Source organism: Aliirhizobium smilacinae (genome assembly GCF_006335145.1).
Lineage (GTDB): Bacteria > Pseudomonadota > Alphaproteobacteria > Rhizobiales > Rhizobiaceae > Neorhizobium > Neorhizobium smilacinae.
In genome coordinates, this window is sequence record NZ_VDMN01000001.1 from 1016785 (window position 1) to 1040482 (window position 23698).

A 23698-nucleotide genomic window follows, 5' to 3' on the forward strand; every position below is an offset into this window, starting at 1 on the left:
ATTGTGCCTGCAATTCTTATCGGTTACGAACGAGGTTCCGCAACCTTAGAGATGACGCTTCATGACCAATCGCATTGAGCCCCATATCGAAATCCTGCTCGTCGGCATGAACGGGGACCTGCGCGGCAAACGCATTCCGATCTCGAAGGAAAAGAAGGTATGGGACGGGGTCGTACGGCTGCCCTCCTCCACGCAGTCGCTGGATATCTGGGGCGACGACAATGACGACATTACGGGCCTGTCGCTGTCGGTCGGCGATCCCGACGGGCAGTGCATTCCAGACAAGCGCGCAGCCACGCCGATGCCCTGGGGGCCGGAAGGTTCGAGCCAGGTTTTGGCGACGATGCACGAGATGGACGGCACGCCCAGCTTCATGGACCCGCGCGCTATCCTCGCCAATCTGCTCAAGCGTTTCGACGATCTCGGCTTTACACCGGTGGTGGCGACCGAACTGGAATTTTACGTGATGCAGGACGATTGGCGCGAGACCGGCCGCCCTCGCCCGCCGGCAAAGCTTATGTATAGGGACCAGCCGAACGGGTTCCAGCTTTACGACATGGGCGCCGTCGATGCGCTGGACGATTATCTGCAGACGGTGCGCTCATGGGCGAAGCTGCAGGATATCCCTGCCGATGCAACGACCGCCGAATTCGGCCCCGGCCAGTTCGAGATCAATCTTCTGCATCGGGCCGATGCGCTGGCGGCCGCCGACGACTGCATCTATCTGAAGCGGATCGCCGAACAGGCCGCGCGAAAGCATGGGCTGAAATCCACCTGTATGGCAAAACCCTATGCTGACCATGCGGGTTCGGGGCTGCATGTGCATGCCAGTATCATCGACCGCGACGGCAACAATATTCTGGACGCCAAGGGCGGTGATCCGGTGAAACTGAAATCGGTCACGGCCGGGATGCTGAAGACGATGCGCGATGCGCAGTTGATTTTTGCGCCATTCGCCAATTCCTACCGCCGTTTCCAGCCGGGTTCGTTTGCGCCGGTCGATATTGACTGGGGCCTTGGCCATCGCGGGACTGCAGTGCGCATTCCCGATGCGCAGGGACCTGCGGCACGCGTCGAACACCGCGTCGCGGGTGCGGATGCCAATCCTTACCTGCTGCTGACCGCGATTCTCGGCGGCATGCTGATGGGGCTTGAAGATACGCTCGATCCGGGCCTGCCAACAGAGCCGGGACAGGAGCCGCCTGAAGGCACGAAGCGTCTGACACATGATTTTCTGACCGCAGTGGACGACTTCTCGGCCTCGCCGTTCATCAAAGACGTGTTCGGGCGGCGCTACCAGAAGCTCTATGGCGATACGAAGCGCAAGGAAGCGATAACCTATCTGCGGACCGTGAGCGATTTCGACTACCAGACCTATCTGCCGAGAATTTGAAGGAGCGATCCTTTTACGATGGCAAATCAGCAAATTTAGGCACGACAGATGAGTATATTGTTGGATTTTAATTCAGTCCGGTCTCAGCAGCACTGTCAATATTTAGTCTTTTCATTCAGCCCGCGTTAAAATTCGACCCTCTAAGCATGTCTTTATATTTAATGCATTTCGAGGCGGGCTATGCGCATTATTCTGGCGAAATCCGTGCTGATTGGAATATTGGCCACGCTTGCGTCGCTTGCGCTGTCCTTTGCGATCGTTCCGCATCTCGGTGGGCAAGTTGCAGGCGCGGGCCTGATCATGACGATCGTCTGCCCCTTCGTGATCTCCATTCCCGCATCGATACTGCATCTGTGGCAGGCCGATCGCATCAGGCGTGCCCGCACCGAGACATCCGAGGCTCTGGCAAAACTCGCCATAGCTTACGAGGATCTGAAGCAGCTTTCGCGTCACGATGGCCTGACCGGCATCCTCAATCGTACTGCATTTCTGGATGAACTGGCAGCCCTCAACCAAAAGGGCGTGAGCGGTGGCCTGATGTTCCTTGATCTCGACCACTTCAAGTCGATCAACGATCGTCATGGACATGCCACCGGCGATGAAGCGCTGCGGCTGATGGGCAAGTTGCTGGCTGACTGCCAGATGGGACAATACGATATTTCCGGGCGTCTGGGCGGGGAAGAGTTCGCACTTTTCCAGGCGGACCTGACAACGAAGGCCCTGGCGCGTCGATGCGAGGATGTTCGGCAGGCCATAGAGGCAATCGATCTGCGGTCTGCATCGGGCTCCCGCATCCCGCTTTCGGCCAGCATCGGTGCATTGGTGTGTGAAGCTGGGTTCGATCCTGAAGACTGCCTCAAGGGCGCCGACGAATATCTTTATCAGGCCAAATCGCGCGGCCGAAATCAGGCCGTTGCATCGATATAGACTTCGATAAAGTTCCCATTCGCCTGACGTCCTGTTGCTGCTATAAATCGCAGGTACGGCCTGTCGCACCGGTCTGTACGGAAGGCGGCAGCGTCGTTGGGGACGTTTGGCCATGGGCATGAATTTCGCATTTCTGCGCACCGCATTTGTCGCTGTCGTCATCACGGTCGCCCTTGGCAGTTTTGTCAGGGCCGACGACACGCCGCTCAAGATCATCGTCCACCCCGGCCAAAGCACTGCCGACGTCGAGCAGATCCTCGATTTCGCGACACGAAGTGGCCGGTCTGTTGCGATCGAAGTCGGGCAGGCAACGGCTGCCACGTCCGGAGGCACGATCGCCGCGCAGCCTGCGGCCGCCGTTTCTACCACTGCGGTGCCGGTCTCCCAGCCTCCGACGACGCTGACACCTGCTGGCGCAGCCGCCGCGCCGCCGCCGGCTACGGCTCCGCCGCCAGCTCCAATGACCCCGACGCCTGAAATGATGGCGACCGATATGGGCATGGCGAAGTGGAGCCAGTTTTCGGCAGCCTTCATGCGCGGCGCGACAACTGCCCTCGCCGGCGTCGGCAGTCTGCCGACGGCGATGGTGATGGCCGACGACAAGCTGATCGAGGAAGGCAGCAGCCATGCGCGGGTTTTGCTCATCGCACTTGCGACGATTGCCGCCGCCGCAGCCGCGACTCTTATCCTGCGACGGCTGATTGCCACCGTCATCAATCGCGAGGCGCCGCAAGGCTCACGGGTCACCGGCATTATCGGGCAAAGCCTGAAACGGATGGTCGGGGATCTCGCTTCGGTCGCGTTTTTCCTCGTGGCCGCGCGCTTTGCCCTCGACATGCTCGGGACACCGGGGGAGGCAACGGCGCAGATGGTGAGGGGCATCGTCACCGCCACTATCGTTGCGTCGCTTTATGTCTCGCTCGCGCGGCTGTTGTTCAAGAAAAACCGCGGCGGGCGCAGCCTCGTGCCAATTCGCCGGCCGCAATGGCATTTTCGCATGCTGGTGACCTACGGGCTGATCAGCGCGGCACTGGCCGAATTGGCCCGCCTCGCCGACAGTATCGGGATCGACAGGCTGGTTATCGACGGCTGGTTCCTGACCGGCAATACGCTGCTGACGCTGTTGAAACTCTTCTGGTTCATCGGCGGGCGCAATGACATCCGCGATGCCTTCATCAGCCATAATCCCGGCATCGTGCGCCGGGCGGCGGGAAACCTCTTGCCGGAATTCTACGTCGTCACGGCGCTGGCGCTGTGGCTGATCTGCGTGCTGTTTGCCGGAACGCCGAACAGCGCCCGCTGGATCTTTGCCGCCGGCACGACACAGATGGCCTTGCTGGCGCTGCCCATCCTGGCGCTCGGGGCGCATGCGCTCGTCGACGATATCACCCGCCACCATGAGCGGGTTCATGGCGCAGGTCTCGCATCCTCGCTTCTGGCAAGCCTGAGAGTGCTGTGCGCGGGGGCCGTCTGGATCGGCGGGCTGCATCTGATCACTGCCATTTGGTCGCCCTTCATGGGTGGACAGGCGGCGGAGGCGACGGGCTGGATCCTCTGGCTCGAACGATTGAGCCTTGCGATCGTGGCAAGCTGGGCGGTGGCGAGCTTCATCTGGCGTTATTCGGAAGCGCTGGCCCCCTCGCCTTCCATCACGCTGCCGGGGCATGAGGACCAGAACGAAAAACGCCAGACCAGCCGGTTGTCGACAGCGATGCCGGTGGTGCGCAATCTGGCGCTCGGGGCGGTGCTCGCCGTCGGGGCGCTGTTGGTACTGAGTGCGCTGGGCGTCAACGTGGCGCCGCTGCTTGCCGGTTTCGGCGTGCTGGGTCTGGCTTTGTCCTTCGGGTCGCAGGCGCTGGTGAAGGATATCGTCTCCGGTATCTTCTTCATCGCCGAAGATGCTTTCCGCATCGGCGAATATATCAGCACCGGCAGCCAGCAGGGAACGGTGGAGCAGATCGCCATCCGCTCGGTCAGGCTGCGCCATCACAATGGCCCGGTCCACACGGTTCCCTTCGGCCAGATCAGCTCGGTCAGCAATTACAGCCGCGATTGGGGCACGATCAAGTTCCAGCTGAAATTCGAGCGGGACAGCGACCCCGAACTGATTCGCAAGACAGCCAAGAAGGTCGGCATCGCCATGCTGGAAGACCCGGAATTCGGCGCTGACTTCCTTGTGCCGCTGAAGATGCAGGGCATTCAGGATATTACCGAGACCTCGATCGTGGTGCGCTTCAAGTTCACCTCGCTGCCGGGCAATCCGAGCATCATCAAGCGCGAGGCGATCAAGAGGCTGATCTCGTCCTGCAAGGCGGCAGGCCTTGAGTTCGCTTCAAATGCCGTGACGGTGAGATCGCGAGGAGATTCGATGCACGATGATGCGGCTGCCGCCACGATGCTCCAACCGCTGGCGCCGGTTGCATCGGCCTGATGCTGTTTCAGATCCCGCTGCCTTGCTGTTCCGCGATCTCTTTCTGCGGAATCTGATCGACGAGAACTTTCAGCTCGCCGGCATGGATCTTCAAAACGATGTCGCGCTCCATCGGCAGAAGTTCGCCGTCGATGACGCAGCGGACATCCTTGCGATGACGGGGGAAGTGCAGTTCCAGTTCGGTTACGGTCATCGCCGTGACCGCTTCGTTGTCCTTCAGTCTTCCGCGCAGAATATCGAGCGTGAGTTTTGCCACACCGGCAGGCGTCAGCGGATCGGCAATGTAGAAGCCGAGATGCCCCTTGGTGACGTCGTCGGCATACATCAGTGCATCGGTGCCGAATTCGTTGTTGGACACCGAGATTGCCGAGACCCGACGTACGCCGCTCTTGCCTTCGGCATTGAACTCCACTTCGAATTCCGGCGGGTTCAGCATGACGCCGATCGCCGCGCGGGTGCTGGCGCGGATTTTTCCCAGCCGCGAGGCGTAATGCATGGAATTGCGGTAGCGCACCATGCGGGCATGCAGGCCTGCGGAAAACTGGTGAACGAAGCTGCGGCCGTTGGCACTGGCAATATCGACATCGCGCACGCTGGAGCGGGAGAGGACGTCGATGGCTTCCCAGATATCCAGCGGGATTTTCAGCGAACGAGCAAACAGGTTCATCGTGCCGGCGGGTACGATGCCGAGCGCGATGCCGCTCTTCCAGGCGATCGACGAGGCGGCGGAAATGGTGCCGTCACCGCCGCCGGCGATCAGACCATCGACGCCGGAAAGCGAGGCGGCCTTTTCCATCGTCTCCACAACCTTGTCGCCGGACACGACATGGCACTCGATCTCATGCCCCGCCCCTTCGAACGCGCGCAGCGCATGGGCGCAATAGGCATCCATGTCGGTGGTTCGAAAAGTCCCGCCATCGCGGTTGAAGACTGCGTAAAGGTTCATGAAATATCCGGTTCAGGAATGAAGGCGGCGAAACAACGGGTGGATCAGGAAATGGTTGCCGAAGGTGGGCTTATCAAGAGCCCAACATATATTGGATGAGCAGAAGGCTTGCCGAGCACGTGTGAAAATTTGACGAAATCCAATGTTCGTCTACCGCACCGCACAATGACATGATAAACTTGTGCCTGCGGTCGACCTTGTGACCACATCAGGCTAACCGGGCGGGAAAATATCCTGCCTGCTCCATTTCTTCAAAACGATCCGATATCATGACCGACAGCGTACAATCCATGGATGCCGCACGCCCTGCATCCGAGCATCAGACCCTTTCCCCCCTCGCCGTCCTGTTGATCACCTTCGCACTTGCGGTGGGCGGTTTCGGTATCGGCACGGGCGAATTCGTCATCATGGGCCTGTTGCCGGATGTGGCAAAAACCTTCGATGTCAGCATCCCGATGGCCGGTTACGTCATCAGCGCCTATGCGCTCGGTGTTGTCGTCGGTGCGCCGATCATCGCGGTTCTGTCGGCGCGGGTGCCACGCCGCACCCTGCTTCTGTCGCTGATGGGTGTGTTCGCGGTCGGCAATATCCTGTCGGCCATGGCCCCGGATTTCTGGAGCTTCACCTTCCTGCGTTTTCTGACCGGTCTGCCGCATGGCGCCTATTTCGGCGTTGCCTCGCTGGTGGCCGCCTCGATGGTGCCACCGAACAAACGGGCGCGCGCCGTCGGCCGCATCATGCTTGGCCTGACGATCGCGACATTGCTCGGCACACCGCTTGCGACCTTCATGGGGCAGATGCTTTCCTGGCGCGCCGCCTTCTATCTGGTCGGCGGCATCGGGGCACTGACGGTCGCGCTCGTCTGGTATTTCAAACCGAAGGACAAGGTGCAGGAAGGCGCAAGTATCCTGCGCGAACTGAGTGCCTTCACCAAACCGCAGGTCTGGCTGACGCTTGCCATCGCTGCCGTCGGCTTCGGCGGCATGTTCTCCGTCTTCAGCTATATCGCCTCGACGACGACCGAGACGGCCGGCTTGCCGGTCAGCACGGTTGCGGTAGTGCTGGCCCTGTTCGGCATCGGCATGAATGTCGGCAACGTCGTCGGATCGCGGCTTGCTGACATTTCGTTGAAATATACGATTGGTGGATCCATGGTGTTCTACATCATCGTGATGCTGATCTTCGCGAATTTCGCGCAATATCCGGTCGTGCTCTACATCACCGTCTTTCTCGTCGGCTGCGGCTTTGCGCCGGGGCCTGCGCTGCAGACGCGGCTGATGGACGTCGCGGCTGACGCGCAGACGCTCGCCGCTGCCTCCAACCACTCGGCCTTCAACATCGCCAATGCACTGGGTGCCGCACTCGGCGGCCTCGTCATCGCCTGGGGCTGGGGTTATGCCGCGACAGGTTATGTCGGCGCCGTTCTTTCCTTCTTCGGCCTCGGCGTGTTCTTCGTGTCCGTCTGGCTGGAACGCAAGACCGGTCACGCTTGAGCTTTGATGGGGCCGTACCGAGTGCGGCCCATCGCTCCTTGCGCCTTAGCCATGTTCGCGCCATCTCTATTCCTGCAGACAACAAGGGAGATGATCGATGCGCGCCGTGGGCTTCAACCAGAACCAGCCGATTTCGTCCGAAACAGCACTCGTCGATATCGACCTGCCGGTGCCGGACGCCAAGGGCCGCGACCTTCTCGTTGAAATCAAAGCGATCTCAGTCAATCCCGTCGACACGAAAACCCGTAAGAACGCTGTTCTTGAACCGGGCCAGTACAAGATTCTCGGGTATGACGCGGCCGGCGTGGTCAAGGCTGTCGGCCCCGACGTCAAACTCTTCAAGCCGGGCGACGAGGTCTATTATGCCGGCGCGATCAATCGGCAGGGCACCAATGCCGAATTCCATCTGGTGGATGAACGGATCGTCGGTGCAAAACCGAAGACGCTGAGCTTCGAACAGGCGGCGGCGCTGCCGCTGACCGCGATCACCGCTTATGAGACGCTGTTTCACCGGATGCGCGTTCAGGATAAGGTTGCCAGTGCCTGGAATGCTGTCCTGCTGATCGGCAGCGCCGGCGGCGTCGGCTCGATCGCCATCCAGCTTCTGCGCGAGCTTTCCGACGTCACCGTGATCGCGACCGCTTCACGCCCGGAAACCCAGGCATGGACACAGGAACTCGGCGCCCATCACGTCCTCGATCACTCGAAACCGCTCGCCAAACAGATTGCGGATTTGGCAATCGGTGCGCCCGCCTTCGTCTTTTCGATCACCGAAACGTCGCAGCATATCGGCGACATTCTGGAACTCATCGCCCCGCAGGGCCGCCTCGGACTGATCGACGATCCGAAGGAACCGGTTGATGTGCGCCAGTTCAAACGCAAGGCGCTGTCGATCCATTGGGAGACCATGTTCGCACGGCCGGTCTTCCAAACCGCGGACATGATCGAACAACACAAGCTTCTCAACCATGTGGCAGAGCTGGTCGACGCCGGAAAAATCAAGACGACGCTGTCGGACATTCTCGGTCCGATCAATGCGGCCAATCTGAAGGCGGCACACGCGCTGATCGAAAGCGGGAAGACCCGCGGCAAGCTGGTTCTCTCGGGTTTCTAAGGAGCCCGAAGGTTCTTATCCGGCCTCGCGACATACTTACCAAAATGCAAATTTCTCGCTATGATTGTTCCTCCAGCCTATGGGGGGACATCATGGCTACATCACAGACATCATCATTCGGCAATCCGGTCGCTGCGCTGACCGGTGCGACATGGTTCGGCTATCTCGCGCGCACCGTCCTGACATTCATGTTCTGGGCGAGCGGTCTTGCCAAGCTTATCGACTTCAATGCCGGCGTGGCCGAGATGGCGCATTTCGGGCTTGAGCCTGCGGTCGCCTTCAATGTCGCGACGATCATCACGCAGCTCGCCGGGTCCATTCTCATCATTCTCAACCGCTGGACCTGGCTTGGTGCGGGTGCTCTCGCAGTCTTCACCGCCCTGACGATCCCGCTCGTGCATCACTTCTGGACGATGGAAGAGCCTTTCAAGACGATCGAGTTCTATGTGGTGATGGAGCATATCACGGTCATCGGCGCACTGATGGTGGTCGCCTGGAAGGCCCGGACCTGAAACGCGAAAACCCGCCGCGAGAAACGCGGCGGGCTTGTTTTAGAGCAGAATATTCAGACCTCAGGCCTGGATAACGACGACCTTGGCGCCGACCTGAACACGGTTGTAGAGATCGATCACGTCATGGTTCATCATGCGGATGCAGCCGCTCGACATGGCGTGGCCGATCGATTCCGGCTGGTTGGTGCCGTGCAGACGGAACATCGTGTCATTGCCGCCGCGATAAAGATACATGGCGCGGGCGCCGAGCGGGTTGTTCGGGCCACCTGCCATGCCGCCGGCGAGCTTGCGGTAGCGCTCTTCGCGACGCTGCATAGCGGGAGTCGGGGTCCAGGACGGCCATTCGGCCTTGCGTCCGACATAGGCATTGCCGGAAAGAGCCATGCCTGCACGGCCGACGCCGACGCCATAACGGATCGCCTGCCCGCCACCAAGAACGTAATAGGCGCGTCTTGCCGGGGTATCGACCACGACAGTGCCGGGCGCATAGTTGCCGGGGAAGGCAACCTGCTGGCGACGCAGTTCCGGCTTGATCTTGTCGATCGGTATGCGGTGAAGAGGAAACTCCTCCTCCGGCACGGCAGCGTAGTTCTGCTGCTCATTATAGGTCGAAGCGCAACCGGCCAGCAGGAGCGGCAAGCCAGCCAGAAGGCCGCGGCGAGAAATCGGCATGAACGTGTCCTTGATGCGTCGAAAAGATGACGCAAGCTAAGGACGTTATGGTTAACGCTTCGCTAAAGACGCGCATTGCTGCGGCATCTGCCGGTCACAATCGTGTTTGATGTCACTCGTCTTCGCAGGGCCACTTGTCCGGCGTCTGCAGTCCGGCGGGCAATTTGGTCGCGCTGTCGCCACAAGCAAGCGCAATCTGTTCCTGCTCGAGACCTGTCGCTTTCGACAGATCAACGCCCTCGATCCGGGTCAGGAAGAGGAAGGCGTTGGTGAAATCGATCGGACCGCTGATATCCACATTGTGGAATGTCGAGCGTGACAGGTTTACCAAAGCGAAGCGTGTATTCGCCAGCTTTGCCTTGTAGAAAACCGCGCGACCGAGCTCCGCCTTGGTGAAATCCACATTGGTAAGGTCTGCATCGGAAAAATTCGACCGTTGCATTTCAGCCGATACAAAATTCGCGCCGCCCGCGGTAATTCCCGACAGGTTGCTACGATAGCCTTCGGCACGCTCGAAATTGGCGCCTTTCGCATCGGCACCGGCAAGCGAGGCACGAACCAGCATCGTCTTGCTGAAATTCGCGTTCTTAATGTTCGTCCGGCTGAGATCGGTCATGCTGAAATCGGCGCCGGAGAGATTGGCTCCCTCGAAATTGCTGTTGTCCAGCATGAGGAGACGCTTCTTGCAGTTGCTCCAGTCTACGCCGGGCGTCGGATATGCACGACAATCGACTGCAGCCGCATCACTGGCGCCAAAGACCGCCGCCATGATTGCAAGCGCGGCGAGAATAGGAGCCCCCCTGAAGGCTCCGATCAAGGAAGCGACGCCGAAGACTAAATCCCTGTTGCTCATCACATGCTGACCTGTTGGCGCAGAAGAAGCCCGATTGCCTATCTGGGACCATACTTATTCTTCTTTCAAACAACACGAAAGAGATAGGCAATCATCCAGATGTGATCAGATATAAGAATAAAATCAGCGTTACCAAGCCCTATTCATCACCTGACAAGGCCCGTCAGGCTCAACCGGCAAACGGCGGTTCAACGCACCGCCGTCCACCAACCATATCCTGCAGCATCTCCGCCCTTACAGTTTGACCATTACATGTTCGGATAGACCGGCCCTTCGCCGCCCTGCGGAGGCACCCAGTTGATATTCTGATTGGGATCCTTGATATCGCAGGTCTTGCAGTGGACGCAGTTCTGCGCGTTGATGACATAGACTTCCTGGCCATCCTTTTCGACCCACTCGTAGACGCCGGCCGGACAGTAACGCGCAGATGGCCCGGCATAGACGTCGTGCTCGGAGCGCTTCTGAAGCTCCATGTCCTTCACCTTGAGATGGACAGGCTGGTCCTCCTCGTGGTTGGTATTGGACAGGAAAACGGAGGAGAGACGGTCGAAGGTCAACACGCCGTCCGGCCGTGGGTAATCGATCTTCTTGTGTTTGGCGGCAGGCTCGAGCGACTGGGCATCCGTCTTGCCATGTTTCAGCGTACCGAACAGCGAGAAGCCGAACAGCTGGTTGGTCCACATGTCCAGACCGCCGAGCGGGATGCCGATGATGGTGCCGAACTTCGACCAGAGCGGCTTGACGTTGCGGACCAGCTTCAGGTCCTTGCCGATCGGGCCGTTGCGCCATTCGTTCTCGATCTCGACCGGCTCGTCATTGGCGCGGCCGGCGGCGATCGCGGCGGCCAGCTTGTCTGCGGCAAGGATGCCGGAGAGAACAGCGTTATGCGACCCCTTGATGCGCGGCACGTTGACGAAGCCCGCCGAGCAGCCGATCAGAGCACCGCCCGGGAAGGACAGCTTTGGAACCGACTGATACCCGCCTTCGGTGATCGCACGTGCGCCATAGGAGATGCGCTTGGCGCCCTCGAACACGTCCTTGATGGCAGGATGCGTCTTGAACCGCTGGAATTCCTCGAAAGGGAAAAGATAGGGGTTTTTGTAGTTGAGATGCAGGACGAAGCCGACGGCGACGAGATTGTCTTCGAGATGATAAAGGAATGAGCCGCCGCCTGTCTTCATGTCGAGCGGCCAGCCGAAAGAGTGCTGAACCAGGCCCGGCTTGTGCATCTCCGGCTTTACTTCCCACAGTTCCTTGATGCCGATGCCGAATTTCTGGACATCGCGGTCCTTCTGCAGATCGTATCTGGCGATCAGCTGCTTGGCCAGCGAACCGCGAACGCCCTCGCCGATCAGCGTATATTTGCCGAGCAGCGCCATGCCGCGGGTATAGTTGGGGCCGGGCTCGCCATTCTTTTCGATACCCATGTCGCCGGTCGCGACGCCGATGACGTTGCCCGCATCGCCATAAAGCACTTCGCTCGCGGCAAAGCCGGGATAGATCTCGACGCCGAGCTCTTCCGCCTTCCCCGCAAGCCACCGACAGACATTACCGAGTGATACGATATACTTGCCGTGATTGGTCATCAGCGGAGGCATGGCGAAATTCGGCAGGCGGATGGAACCTGCTGGTCCCAGGAACAGGAACTGGTCGTCGGTGACCTTTGTCTTGAACGGATGGCTCTCGTCTTCACGCCAATCGGGCAAGAGCGCATCGATGCCAACCGGATCGACCACCGCGCCAGACAGGATATGAGCGCCGACTTCGGCCCCTTTTTCCAGCACGACGACGGCGAGGTCCGGGTTGATCTGTTTCAGCCGGATCGCAGCGGACAAGCCGGCCGGGCCGGCACCGACGATCACGACGTCGAATTCCATCGATTCCCGTTCGGGAAGTTCCATCTCTTCGCTCATTCCAAATGCCTCCGCCTGGGCGGGATCCCCTTTTGTCAGACTCTTCCTTGGCAAATGCCAAGATGGTTGTCGAGCCGGGATGCGACACCGACTAACCTGACACGAAAACCCGCTCGTTTATCTGCAAGACAAATAACGTTTACGTCAACGTCAAAATGTCACACAAACCTCCGGATCTTTGTTGTCATACAACCTGACGACCTGCAATCAATCTTCGATACAGGTACATCCGTAAGGTTAAACTACGCCATAAGCCAAGCCTTGTTCCGCGGTTGCGTCCTAAGGCCGCCCCGCTTGTCTTCGAGCGCGGCGAAGGCCGTTCAAGGTCGGATCAAGTCTTCCAATGTGGGCACTGGCCACTATAACCGCATCAGACAACACCCTGACAGGAGAACGGAATGGATCTGGGAATTTCGGGCAAAAGGGCTCTGGTGCTCGCATCGTCGCGCGGGTTGGGCCTCGGCATCGCCACGGCGCTGGCCAATGAAGGCGTGAATGTTCTTCTGGTGGGACGTTCGGGCGACAAACTCGCCGAAAACTGCAAGACGATCAATGCCGCCGGCAAGGGCAAGGCCGAATGGGTCTGGGGCGATCTTGCCGACGAAAACTTCGTCGATTCCATGGTGACCGCGGTCAAGGAAAAGCTCGGTGGCATCGACATTCTCGTCAACAATACGGGCGGCCCGACGCCTGGTGGCACACAGGACATGAGTGTCGACAAGCTCGACACCTTCTTCCAGTCGATGGTGCTGCGCGTGATTACGCTGACCAATGCTCTGCTGCCGCAGATGAAAGAACAGGGCTGGGGCCGCATCCTGACGGTCGCCTCTTCCGGCGTCTTGGAGCCGATCCCGAATCTCGCGCTTTCCAACACCCTGCGCGGCGCACTGGTCGGCTGGAACAAGACGCTTGCGAGCGAAGTCGCCAGCTCCGGCATCACCGCAAACATGCTGCTTCCGGGTCGTATCCTGACGGACCGTATTGAGGAACTCGACGGCGCCAATGCCAAGCGACTCGGCAAAAGCATGGAAGAAATCCGCGAGGCCTCGGTGAAGACCATTCCGGTCGGCCGTCTCGGCAAGGTCGAGGAATTCGGTGCGGCCGGTGCATTTTTCTGCTCCGAGCAGGCAGGCTACATTACCGGCACGATGCTGCGCGTCGATGGCGGTGCTGCAAAGTCGCTCTGATGACCTCAGGCCCGGCCAAAAAGCCGGGCCTTTTCATGAGACGAGACGGTTTTCCGGTTTAGCGGGGGTCCCGCACATTGAGGACTGCGTCCTGCGCCATATCTTCCTTCCAACCAACGAAGACGGCGGAGTATGGCAATGCGCTTGATCAGGCTTCTCGCCGGTATTTTCGGCTTTCTCGTCGGCGTCATCGGCCTTGTCTGGATCGGCCAGGGCACCGGCGTCTTCCCCTACCCGCGCTCCAGCTTCATGATCGACCAGACGCCCTGGATCTTCTGGGGGCTGCTTGCATCTCTCATCGGAGTGCTGATCGTCTGGGCGTCGCGCCGCTTCCGGATCTGACGGGTTTCAGTTATCATCTGATTCCGGCGCGGCCCGCGCCTCCCCCCTCCGATCGGGAAAGTAGACTTCATACCGGGCACTCAAATTTCGAACCGACTGTTCGGGCAGAGCGCACAAGGAGGGATTGCGAATATTGCTCGCATCAGGAGGTTTATCGTTGAAACTCACTGCGCCTATCTATCACCTGAAACGCAAGGCCAAGGCCTTGTCGCGCGAACACTCCATCCCTCTCAATGCCGCGCTCGACCGCATCGCCAAGGCCGAAGGGTGTGATAGCTGGAGCCTGCTTGCGGCGCGCCATGTCGCCGCCTCTCCCGCCAAAGCGCTGTACCAACAACTGAAGCACGGCGATCTGCTTCTGATCGGGGCAAGACCCGGGCTCGGCAAGACGCTGATGGCGCTGGAACTGGCTGCCGAAGCGATGAAGGCGGGCGAACACTCGTTTATCTTCACGCTGGAATATAATGAACGGCAGGTCTTCGACCGGTTCCGTGCGCTCGGTGCAGATCCTGCCCAATATGGCGCGCTTTTCGCATTCGATTGCTCCGACGCCATCAGCGCCGACTATATCATCGCGAAATTGGCATCGGCGGCACCCGGCACGCTCGTCGTCATCGACTATCTGCAACTGCTCGACCTGCGACGCGCGAGCCCGCCTCTGGCAGAACAGGTCGCGGCGCTGAAATCTTTCGCGCGCGAAAAAGGACTGATCCTCGTTTTCGTTTCGCAGATCAGCCGGGCTTACGAACAGCGGGACAAAAGCTTTCCGACGCTCGAAGACGTTCGTCTGCCCAATCCGGTGAACCTCGCACTGTTCGACAGAACGTCTTTCCTCAACGACAGCGGTGTCCGTTTCCAGACTAATCCGTAACAAGGCAAAGCGAGCCGGAACATTTTCGTCCGGCTCGCTATCTCATCTCAGCGGCCGGCGGTCAGACCGGGCAGATCGGCGATCAGGCTGTCGCGCACCGTGTAACTGATCGGCTTGTCCGTGTGGCGCTTGTTGTCGACCAGCAAGCGGGCGAAGACCACCTTGCGGCCATCCTTTTCCGCCCAGCCGACAAACCAGCCGATCGGGCGGTTTCCGTCTCCCTTGCCACTGCCGTTGCGCATCGAGCCCGATCCGGTCTTGCCATGGATAATCCAGCCATCCGCCGCCTCGAAGACTGGCACGATCGCTTGCGTCCGCCTCAAGGCATCCGGCGAGATCGGCAGCTTGCCGGTGACGAAGCGGCGCATGAAATCCGCCTGCTGGTCGGATGAGATCTTCAAGGAGGACATCAGCCAGGCCTCGGTCAGGCCATCGGTACCGCCCGGCCCGCCGGAGACGTCGCGATTGCCGTAGCCGAAGCGGCTGACGTAATCGGCAAAGGACTGCTTGCCGAGGCGACGGGTAATCTCCTGCGAATACCAGACGATCGAGTCCTTTTCCCAAATGGTCGGATCGGTCGCCTTCCGCTCCCGCTGCGACCGGTTGAACTTCGCCTGATATTCCCAACGAGGATCATGCTCGTCCTTCAGGATGCCGGCGTCATATCCCATCATCGCCAGCGGCAGCTTGAACGTGGATTGTGGATAAACCGCCTGATTGCAGGAACCGCGACGGTGAACGACGCCACCCGTCTCGGCATCGAGAAGGACGGTACAGCGGATAGGCTCGGCGGCATGGGCCGGAGCCGCCTGCGCAAGCGCGGATAAGGGTGTCAACAGCAGGGCCAGAGACAACAGGCGACGAGAAAACAAGGGCAAGTCCTCCATTCGATTCGTGTGGAATGTAGACATTCCGGAACGGGCCAAAACATGGCGGGCGTGCGACTTGCGATCCCTTGCAACATCAAGTCGAAATCCATCGAGTAATCACATTTTCAACTGCTTAAATATTGATTTTATTTGTCATTCGCGCGTTGACCCGCTTTCAACGCGACACTGTTACAGGCCGCGCTACTTTAGTTAACTGCGGAGCAAATCGTGCTTATCGAGAATATTTTCGGGAGTGGAAACCAGTCTGGTTCGACAGGTCAGACGACGCCCTCGACCGGCTCTTCGAATGCCGGGGAGACGACATCAACGGAAACCACGACCGCACCATCGGCCGATAGCGGGCAGTCCGATCAGACGGAAAACACGACGCCCGAGGATATCGATGACGGCACCTATGGCCCTACCCCACCGGCAGACGCCGAAGATCAGGTAGAAGCGCCGTCAGAAAACGAAGTACCGGCCGAGACTGATACCGATATTGCCCCGGCAGACCCCGAGCCGGAAGTAGCCGAAACCGCACCGGGTGCGGAAGAGGATACACCGGACGTCGTTGCTCCCGAGAATGACGAGACACCCCAGACGGCACCGATCTCCGCAGCGCCTGAAGAAAATGAGTCGGATGCAGAAGCGCCGGCAGAAGGCGTACAGGACACCCGTGCTGCAGCATCCGCGAGCAAGGGCGTTCAGGACTTCCTCACGCCATTGCTCGGCGAGCTCGACACCATCCGGCAGCGCCAGGATGTAGACGCATCTGACGCCGAAACGGCCAGTCATCGCCGTGCGGCGGCCAATGTGCAGGACCAGTTGGTCCGGCAGATGCTCGACCAGATCACCACAAAAAGCGACAGCCGCGCATCGACGCAGCTTGTCAGAAGCGACGACGCGAAGCCGACGCAGTCCCTGCCGGCGCGCTGGTACGCCGAAGCCTGATCGAAATTACCGGAATCAAAGAAGGGGCGCCGCGTGCGCCCCTTCTGCATTTATCTGCCGCCTTCTCGCTTGCGTTGACGCCGAGCCTGTGGCATCAGGCCCGCTCTCAAAAAAGGGCAGCGTCTTTATGCGCCTGCCTCCGCGTCCGGGAGCGTCCCGGGTTCAATAATTTCAGCAGACCACAAGGAGCACGGCCATGGCACGGGCGCTCGGGCTTGATTTCGGCACGACCAATACCGTTCTGGCGCTGGCAGACAGCGGCAGCACCACCCATTCGATGCAGTTTTCGAGCAGCGCCGGCGAGACGGATTCGATGCGCACCGCGCTCTCCTTCATGAAGGATGCGCAGCTCGGCGCACAGGCACTGAAGGTCGAGGCCGGGCAGGCAGCGATCCGCCAGTTCATCGACAATCCCGGTGACGCCCGCTTCCTGCAGTCGATCAAGACCTTCGCTGCAAGCCCGCTTTTCCAGGGCACGCTGGTGTTTGCCCGCCGGCACATGTTCGAAGACCTGATGGAAGTTTTCCTCAAGCGCCTGAAAACCTATGCCGATGGCCATTGGCCGTCTGACGTCTCGCGTCTCGTCGCCGGTCGACCGGTGCATTTCGCCGGCGCCAGCCCGGACCCGGCGCTCGCCACCCAGCGTTATAACGAAGCGCTGACGCGGCTTGGTTTTCCCGAAATCCATTATGTCTACGAGCCTGTCGCAGCCGCCTATTATTTTGCGCAGACGCTGAAGAGCGACGCCAACGTTCTGGTCGCCGACTTCGGCGGTGGCACCACCGACTATTCGCTGATCCGATTCGAACGCCATGCTGGCAAGCTGACGGCCAAGCCGATCGGCCATTCCGGTGTCGGTATCGCCGGCGACCATTTCGACGCCAAGATGATCGAGCATCTGGTGGCGCCCGAGATCGGCAAGGGTTCGTTCTTCAAAAGCTTCGACAAGCTGCTGGAAGTGCCGTCGAACTATTATGCCAATTTCGCGCGCTGGAACCAACTGTCGATTTTCAAGACGACGCGCGAGTTCAACGACCTGAAATCGCTGGTGCGCTCAGCAGTCGAGCCGGACAAGCTCGAACTGTTCATCGATCTCGTCGAACATGACGAGGGTTATCCGCTCTATCAGGCGATCTCGGCGACCAAGATGGCGCTTTCGGGCGCAGAAGAGGCCGAGTTCAACTTCTCGCCGCTCGGCAAGGCCGGAAAGAAGATGGTCAAGCGCGCCGATTTCGAAACATGGATTTCCGACGATCTGGCCCGTATCGAAGGGGCGCTGGACGACGTGCTGACCAAGACGAACACGGCACCGGCCGACGTGGACAAGGTGTTTCTCACCGGCGGCACATCCTTCGTGCCGGCCGTGCGCCAGATCTTCACCCGCCGCTTCGACGCGTCGAAGATCGAGAGCGGCGGCGAGCTGCTTTCCATCGCCCATGGTCTGGCGCTAATCGGTGAAAGCGAGAATGTCGGGGAATGGGCCGCGTAAAGGCTGCCTGCACCTGGATAGCCCGCAAAAATCTCCTCACTTGCGATTTCAAGCACTTGGCTTCAGCTAAGTGCTAAATTTGGTTGGTGAGGGGATAAGCTCCTTGCGCTTCAAACAATTTCCCACTTTCAGCCAACATGCTGTAAGAACGGATCCATGAACGCCGCCTCAGATCTCAACCCGGCTGAACTTGCCGCCCTTCTGCATTTTTATGCGGATGCGGGTGTCGAATGGCTTGTCGATGACGCGCCGATAGATCGGATTGCCCAGTTCGAGGCCCAGAAGGCTGCCAAGACCCAGGCAAAGGTTCCGGCAAGCGCCCGAGAGCGCGATCCGCAGGAGCGTCCATCCTCCCTGAATGGCGGCAACGGCACTGCTCCACAGCGGTCGAACGGCGTAGCGTCGGCTCCCGCAGCGACAGCGTCGGTTGCCGTTCCGGCTGGGGAAGCGGTTGCAGCGGCGCGTGCGGCGGCAGAAAACGCCGGTTCGCTTGTAGAACTGAAGACGGCGATCGAGACATTCAATGGCTGCAATCTGAAGAACAGCGCCCGCTCGACGGTTTTTGCCAGCGGTGACCCCTCTTCCGGCATCGTCGTCATCGGCCCGATGCCGAATGCCGATGACGATCGTGGTGGTGCCCCCTTTTCCGGCCGCGCTGGCGATCTGCTCGACCGGATGCTTACAGCGATCGGTCTTTCCCGCGATGGCGTGCTTATGACCAATGTCATTCCCTGGCGTCCGCCGGGAAACCGCATGCCGTCATCAGCGGAGATGGATATCTGCCAGCCCTTCATCGAACGGCAGATCGCACTTTCCAAGCCGAAGGCGCTGCTGCTGCTCGGCAATTTCCCCGCCCGTTTCTTCCTCGGCGGCAATGGAACCATCCATACGATGCGCGGGCAATGGCGAAGCATATCCTTCGCCGGCATCGAGATGCAGGCGCTCGCGACATTCCATCCACAGGAACTGCTCGCAGCCCCCGCTAACAAGGCTTTGACCTGGCAGGACCTATTGACGTTTCGACATGGTCTCACCTAGCCAAAATTGCACATATTTCGTGCAGACCGCCTGCCGAAACGCAAAATATTACCGTTATATGAAGCAACCCATGCGCGTATTGCATGGCAGCGTGGCGTTCTGCCGCATTGTGGAATCGGGGTATTTTAGCAATATTACTAATGTCTTGGGAGGAACCAAGGCTCAGGGACTAAATCAATGACCACCCGCTTCCGCCCAATCCATTCGGGTTTTGAAACACTCCGCGCCGCAGGCGTCGGCCCGCGTTCGACGCAAGGCTACCACCGTTTCGGCTCCACGAATGAGCAGATCACGTCCCGCGCCATGGTGCGTCCGGCAGGTATCTCGCGTCCTTCGGCCATGTTCGCCGATTTTCGCGAACGTTGAGGAGACTGTGCGATGAGATCGATCTTCAGGCCTCTTCGCACACTCCGTGAGAACTTGCGTCAGATAAACGCGGCTGTGAATGCGTCGCGCGAGTTTTCCGAAGCGAGCAAGAACCGCGGCGACGTGACAAGCTCCATCAGCCCTTTATCCGGCATTCCGCTCTGATCTTCCTTATTGGCTTCATACACCCGGTGGCGATGCCTTGCGCGCCGCCTTGCGTTCCAGTCCCAGGCGATGCTCCCGGTAGATAATGAAGATGCCGGCCGAGACGGTGATAGCTGTACCAATCAATGTATTGATGGCCGGAATATCCCCGAAAAGCGTATAGGCAATCGCAATTCCGAGAATGATGGACGTATATTCGAACGGGGCGACCGTTGAGACATCCGCGTGGCGATAACTTTCCGTCAGAAGAATCTGGCCCAGGCCTCCGAAAAATCCCGCGCCGATCAAGAACAGGCGCTCGGAAACGCTCAGAGGCGCCCAGCCGAACGGCAGACTGACGATCGAGAACACTGCCGCCGTCAGCGAGAAATACAGCACGATCGTCGCAGTCTTTTCTGTCTGGACAAGCTGACGCACCTGGATCATCGCGAAACCGCCGAGCACGGCGCCGCATAGAACGGCAAGCGCGCCCATCGCCTGTTCTGAGCCGATGCCGTCAGAGCTGAACATGCTCATTTTCGGCCAGGAGATGATCACCACGCCAACCATACCGATAGCAACCGCAGTCCAGCGATAAAGCCTGACGGTTTCTTTCAGGAAAACCGCGGCAAAGATCACGGCGATCAGCGGCATCGAATAACCGAGCGCGATCGCATCCGGCATCGGTAGATGCACGAGGCCATAAAAGCCGCATACCATGCCCATGATTCCAAGAACGCCGCGCTTCAGATGCCCCGACAAACTATTGGTATGGAAAGCGTGAAACAGTTCCCGGCGAAATGCCAGATAGCCCATGATCGGGACAAGTGCGAAAGCCGACCTGTAGAAGGTGATCTGTCCGGCCGGGAGATCCGGCCCGGCGGACTTGATGCAGGTCTGCATCATCACGAATACAACGACGGACAATACTTTCAGCATAATCCCGTGGAGGGGATTCTGGGCATCGGAGGCCATGGGGGAACTCATTGTGGTTCAGGCCGTAAGCCTTGATCCGGGAAGCGGGCGGGGTGGATTCGCAACGACATTAACGCAAAAGTGGTAAGCCGTGTGTGAAAACTGACGAAAGTTTGCCATTGCGCCAATCGACGCAGCCTGCCGCCATACCGGACCGAAGTTTCTTCCCGTTCTATGGCCTCTCCTTCAAATAGCCCTGTATGAAAAAGAACCACTATACTGACAGTGCGACACTTTATTTTAGCCGCAGTTCAACAATCGTTTAGCATTGGATGTAAATATGCACGCGGCGTTGGGGAACGTGCCGGTCTGATCGGGGACTGGAATCCCATTGCCATGTCCAGTTGTTAAGCCGTTTCAGGAAACATCATGCGAACAGATACGGGCCAGATTGTGCATCTGGCGGATTACCGCCCCACTGACTTTGTCCTGGAACGGGTGGACCTGACATTCGAGCTCGATCCGACCAACACCAAGGTCGATGCCCGGCTTATCTTCCATCGGCGCGAAGGCGTCGACGCGTCGCTGCCGCTGGTTCTGGATGGCGACGAACTGAAACTCTCAGGTCTGCTGTTCGACCAGAAGGAAGTGCCGGCCAGTCAATATGACGCCACGCCTGACAGCCTGACTGTCCGCGACCTGCCTGCGGAAGCCCCATTCGAACTGACGATCACGACCTACATCAATCCGGAAGCCAATACCCAGCTGATGGGCCTCTACCGGACCAACGGCGTCTATTGCACCCAGTGCGAGGCCGAAGGTTTTCGCCGGATCACCTATTTCCCCGACCGTCCCGATGTTCTGGCGCCCTACACGATCACCATTATCGGTGACAAGGCAGCCAACCCGGTGATGCTGTCGAACGGCAATTTCCTCGGTGGCGCCGGTTATGACGAAGGCCGCTCCTTCGCTGCCTGGTTCGATCCGCATCCGAAGCCAGCCTATCTCTTCGCGCTGGTTGCCGGCGACCTGGGCGTGATCGAAGACACGTTCGAGACCATGTCCGGCAACGAAGTGACGCTGAAGATCTATGTCGAGCATGGCAAGGAGCCTCGCGCGGCTTACGCGATGGATGCGCTGAAGCGCTCGATGAAGTGGGACGAAGACCATTTCGGCCGCGAATACGATCTCAACATTTTTCAGATCGTCGCCGTCTCCGACTTCAACATGGGGGCGATGGAGAACAAGGGTCTCAACGTCTTCAACGACAAATACGTGCTGGCCGACCCGGACACCGCGACCGATCAGGATTACGCCAATATCGAGCGCATCATCGCGCATGAATACTTTCACAACTGGACGGGTAACCGCATCACCTGCCGCGACTGGTTCCAGCTGTGCCTGAAAGAGGGCCTGACCGTTTATCGCGACCAGGAATTCTCCTCGGACATGCGCTCGCGCGCCGTCAAGCGGATCGCCGACGTGCGCCACCTGAAATCGGACCAGTTCCCGGAAGATTCAGGCCCGCTGGCGCATCCGCCACGCCCGGACAGCTATCGTGAGATCAACAACTTCTACACGATGACGATTTACGAAAAGGGTGCCGAGATTACCGGCATGGTCGCGACCCTTCTGGGGCGAGACGATTTCCGCAAGGGAATGGATCTCTATTTCGAGCGCCATGACGGCCAGGCCGTCACCGTTGAGGACTATGTGAAGTGCTTCGAGGATGCCAGCGGCCGTGATCTCAGCCAGTTCTTCCGCTGGTACGTCCAGGCCGGCACACCGCTCGTCAGCGTCTCGGGCGCCTATGACGGTGTGACCGGCACGTTTTCGCTCTCTCTCGAGCAGACGACACCAGCGACACCCGGCCAGCCGAACAAGGAACCGCTGCATATTCCGCTTTCCTTCGCGCTGATCCTCGACAACGGACAGGTCGCCCAGCCGAAATCGGTTACCGGCGGCGAAGTGACGGGCGACGTACTGCATCTGACCGAACGCAGCCAGACCTTCAGCTTCTCCGGCATTTCGTCGCGTCCGGTCCTGTCGCTCAACCGGTCCTTCTCGGCCCCGATCAATCTTGCATTCGATCAGTCGCCGGAAGACCTCATCCATATCGCACGCCATGACAGCGATCTCTTCTCGCGCTGGCAGGCGCTGAACGATCTCGCACTGCCTAACCTGACGCAGGCGGCGCGCGATGCGCGCGACGGCAAGGATGTCGGTTGCGATCCCGCCTTCGTTGCCGCGCTGCTGGAATGCGCAGGCGATGCATCGCTTGAGCCCGCCTTCCGGGCACAGGCGCTGAACCTGCCGAGTGAAGCCGATATCGCCCGTGCGTTGGGCGGCAATAACGATCCCGACGCGATTCATGCCGGTCGCAAGGCGATCCATGAAATGATTGCAAAGACTGGTGAAGAGGTTTTCGTCCGTCTCTACGATGAGATGAAGACCGAAGGCGCCTACTCGCCGGAGGCCGAGGATGCAGGCAAGCGCTCGCTGCGCAGCGCCGCCCTCTCCTATCTCACATATGCGGAAAACAGCCCGCAGCGTGCCGCTGAAGCTTTCGGCGCCGCCAATAACATGACGGACCTCGCCCAGTCATTGACGCTGCTCGCGCACCGTTTCCCGGACGCTTCGGAAACGACCGCGGCATTGGCAAGTTTCCTCACCCGCTTCGACGGCAATCCTCTGGTCATCGACAAATGGTTCTCCATCCAGGCAACGATACCAGGCATCGATGCGCTTGAGCGGGTTACGGCTCTGATGGGAAATGCGCGTTACAACGCGGGCAATCCAAACCGTGTCCGTTCGCTCGTGGGAACGTTTGCCTTCGGCAACCCGACCGGCTTCAATCGCGCCGATGGCGAGGGCTACGGTTTCCTCGCCGACCAGATTCTGGCGATCGACCCGAAGAACCCGCAGCTGGCCGTACGCCTCCTGACCTCGATGCGCTCGTGGCGGTCGCTTGAGCCCGTCCGCGCCGAACAGGCCCGGCTGGCGCTTTCGAAGATCGCCAACGCATCCGGTCTTTCGACGGATGTCAGCGACATCGTTGGGCGCATGCTCAAGGACTGACATGCTTCGTTGCCTGCAGCGCCTATAACGCTGCGGGCAACCCCATAATCCGCCCTGCCACATTTTTGGCGGCGATTGACACATTTTGAAACACTTTGCTTGACGCGACCCAAAATCTCGCATTCGAGTTTGAGTATCAAGCGCAGCTGATTTGCGGCACAAAAACATGCAAATTCCAGCGCATTTCAAATGGT

The 23698-nt window shown here is 59.4% G+C and carries 20 protein-coding genes; 14 read left to right on the plus strand and 6 right to left on the minus strand.

Translation table 11 applies throughout. The annotated features are described in order from the left end of the window. Nucleotides 1-61: 61 nt before the first annotated feature. The 3 genes from FHP24_RS04950 to FHP24_RS04960 all read left to right on the plus strand — a co-directional run bounded on the left by FHP24_RS04950 (nucleotide 62) and on the right by FHP24_RS04960 (nucleotide 4751). Nucleotides 62-1393: a glutamine synthetase family protein gene (locus tag FHP24_RS04950; RefSeq protein WP_139673654.1), complete on the plus strand. Its 1332-nt coding sequence runs from the start codon at nucleotides 62-64 to the stop codon at nucleotides 1391-1393. 180 nt (nucleotides 1394-1573) lie between these two features. Next, nucleotides 1574-2320 (plus strand): GGDEF domain-containing protein, encoded by a 747-nt coding sequence (locus tag FHP24_RS04955; protein WP_139673657.1) that lies wholly within the window; start codon nucleotides 1574-1576, stop codon nucleotides 2318-2320. A gap of 112 nt (nucleotides 2321-2432) precedes the next feature. Beyond that, nucleotides 2433-4751, plus strand: coding sequence for a mechanosensitive ion channel family protein (locus FHP24_RS04960; RefSeq protein WP_139673660.1), 2319 nt, complete (start codon nucleotides 2433-2435; stop codon nucleotides 4749-4751). A gap of 7 nt (nucleotides 4752-4758) precedes the next feature. Here the strand turns inward: FHP24_RS04960 and FHP24_RS04965 are convergent, their stop codons facing one another. Next, nucleotides 4759-5697, minus strand: coding sequence for a diacylglycerol/lipid kinase family protein (locus tag FHP24_RS04965; RefSeq protein ID WP_139673662.1), 939 nt, complete (start codon nucleotides 5695-5697; stop codon nucleotides 4759-4761). Nucleotides 5698-5966: 269 nt separating this feature from the next. Here FHP24_RS04965 and FHP24_RS04970 point away from each other — a divergent pair, with 269 nt between their 5' ends. The 3 genes from FHP24_RS04970 to FHP24_RS04980 all read left to right on the plus strand — a co-directional run bounded on the left by FHP24_RS04970 (nucleotide 5967) and on the right by FHP24_RS04980 (nucleotide 8816). After that, the gene (locus tag FHP24_RS04970) at nucleotides 5967-7190 is read left to right on the plus strand and encodes an MFS transporter (protein WP_139673665.1); all 1224 of its coding nucleotides are present in this window, start codon (nucleotides 5967-5969) and stop codon (nucleotides 7188-7190) included. A gap of 97 nt (nucleotides 7191-7287) precedes the next feature. Next, entirely contained in the window at nucleotides 7288-8304 is a 1017-nt protein-coding gene (locus FHP24_RS04975) for a zinc-binding alcohol dehydrogenase family protein (protein WP_139673668.1), read from the plus strand. Between the two features lie 92 nt (nucleotides 8305-8396). Beyond that, nucleotides 8397-8816 carry a DoxX family protein gene (locus FHP24_RS04980; protein WP_139673672.1) on the plus strand — a complete coding sequence of 140 codons (420 nt, stop codon included), beginning with the start codon at nucleotides 8397-8399 and terminating at the stop codon, nucleotides 8814-8816. A gap of 60 nt (nucleotides 8817-8876) precedes the next feature. Here the strand turns inward: FHP24_RS04980 and FHP24_RS04985 are convergent, their stop codons facing one another. The 3 genes from FHP24_RS04985 to FHP24_RS04995 all read right to left on the minus strand — a co-directional run bounded on the left by FHP24_RS04985 (nucleotide 8877) and on the right by FHP24_RS04995 (nucleotide 12254). Further along, on the minus strand, nucleotides 8877-9488 hold the full coding sequence (locus FHP24_RS04985) for a L,D-transpeptidase (protein ID WP_139673675.1): 612 nt from the start codon (nucleotides 9486-9488) through the stop codon (nucleotides 8877-8879). A 112-nt stretch (nucleotides 9489-9600) separates the two neighbouring features. Next, nucleotides 9601-10341, minus strand: a complete 741-nt coding sequence (locus FHP24_RS04990) for a pentapeptide repeat-containing protein (RefSeq protein WP_139673679.1) — start codon at nucleotides 10339-10341, stop codon at nucleotides 9601-9603. Nucleotides 10342-10589: 248 nt separating this feature from the next. Beyond that, nucleotides 10590-12254: an electron transfer flavoprotein-ubiquinone oxidoreductase gene (locus FHP24_RS04995; RefSeq protein ID WP_139673682.1), complete on the minus strand. Its 1665-nt coding sequence runs from the start codon at nucleotides 12252-12254 to the stop codon at nucleotides 10590-10592. A 398-nt stretch (nucleotides 12255-12652) separates the two neighbouring features. Between FHP24_RS04995 and FHP24_RS05000 the strand changes: the two genes are divergently transcribed. From FHP24_RS05000 to FHP24_RS05010, 3 genes are all read left to right on the plus strand, one after another. Continuing rightward, the gene (locus tag FHP24_RS05000; protein ID WP_139673683.1) at nucleotides 12653-13441 is read left to right on the plus strand and encodes an SDR family oxidoreductase; all 789 of its coding nucleotides are present in this window, start codon (nucleotides 12653-12655) and stop codon (nucleotides 13439-13441) included. 138 nt (nucleotides 13442-13579) lie between these two features. Next, nucleotides 13580-13783: a hypothetical protein gene (locus FHP24_RS05005; RefSeq protein WP_139673686.1), complete on the plus strand. Its 204-nt coding sequence runs from the start codon at nucleotides 13580-13582 to the stop codon at nucleotides 13781-13783. A 157-nt stretch (nucleotides 13784-13940) separates the two neighbouring features. Continuing rightward, nucleotides 13941-14654, plus strand: a complete 714-nt coding sequence (locus tag FHP24_RS05010) for a DNA helicase (RefSeq protein WP_139673689.1) — start codon at nucleotides 13941-13943, stop codon at nucleotides 14652-14654. Nucleotides 14655-14701: 47 nt separating this feature from the next. On the opposite strand, the gene blaOXA is transcribed toward FHP24_RS05010, so the two are convergent. Further along, the gene (gene blaOXA / locus FHP24_RS05015; RefSeq protein WP_139673692.1) at nucleotides 14702-15541 is read right to left on the minus strand and encodes a class D beta-lactamase; all 840 of its coding nucleotides are present in this window, start codon (nucleotides 15539-15541) and stop codon (nucleotides 14702-14704) included. 210 nt (nucleotides 15542-15751) lie between these two features. Here blaOXA and FHP24_RS05020 point away from each other — a divergent pair, with 210 nt between their 5' ends. The 4 genes from FHP24_RS05020 (at nucleotide 15752) to FHP24_RS05035 (ending at nucleotide 19367) form a co-directional block, all read left to right on the plus strand. Then, nucleotides 15752-16474 carry a hypothetical protein gene (locus FHP24_RS05020; RefSeq protein WP_139673695.1) on the plus strand — a complete coding sequence of 241 codons (723 nt, stop codon included), beginning with the start codon at nucleotides 15752-15754 and terminating at the stop codon, nucleotides 16472-16474. A 196-nt stretch (nucleotides 16475-16670) separates the two neighbouring features. Next, a complete protein-coding gene (locus FHP24_RS05025; protein ID WP_139673698.1) occupies nucleotides 16671-17963 on the plus strand; it encodes an Hsp70 family protein in 1293 nt (430 codons plus the stop codon). Nucleotides 17964-18119: 156 nt separating this feature from the next. After that, entirely contained in the window at nucleotides 18120-19001 is an 882-nt protein-coding gene (locus FHP24_RS05030) for a uracil-DNA glycosylase (RefSeq protein WP_139673701.1), read from the plus strand. Nucleotides 19002-19178: 177 nt separating this feature from the next. Next, entirely contained in the window at nucleotides 19179-19367 is a 189-nt protein-coding gene (locus FHP24_RS05035) for a hypothetical protein (RefSeq protein WP_139673704.1), read from the plus strand. Nucleotides 19368-19547: 180 nt separating this feature from the next. On the opposite strand, the gene FHP24_RS05040 is transcribed toward FHP24_RS05035, so the two are convergent. Continuing rightward, nucleotides 19548-20486, minus strand: coding sequence for a DMT family transporter (locus FHP24_RS05040; RefSeq protein WP_139673707.1), 939 nt, complete (start codon nucleotides 20484-20486; stop codon nucleotides 19548-19550). A 369-nt stretch (nucleotides 20487-20855) separates the two neighbouring features. Here FHP24_RS05040 and pepN point away from each other — a divergent pair, with 369 nt between their 5' ends. Next, complete coding sequence (gene pepN / locus FHP24_RS05045; RefSeq protein ID WP_139673710.1) at nucleotides 20856-23504, plus strand: aminopeptidase N; 2649 nt, start codon at nucleotides 20856-20858, stop codon at nucleotides 23502-23504. Nucleotides 23505-23698: the final 194 nt, after the last annotated feature.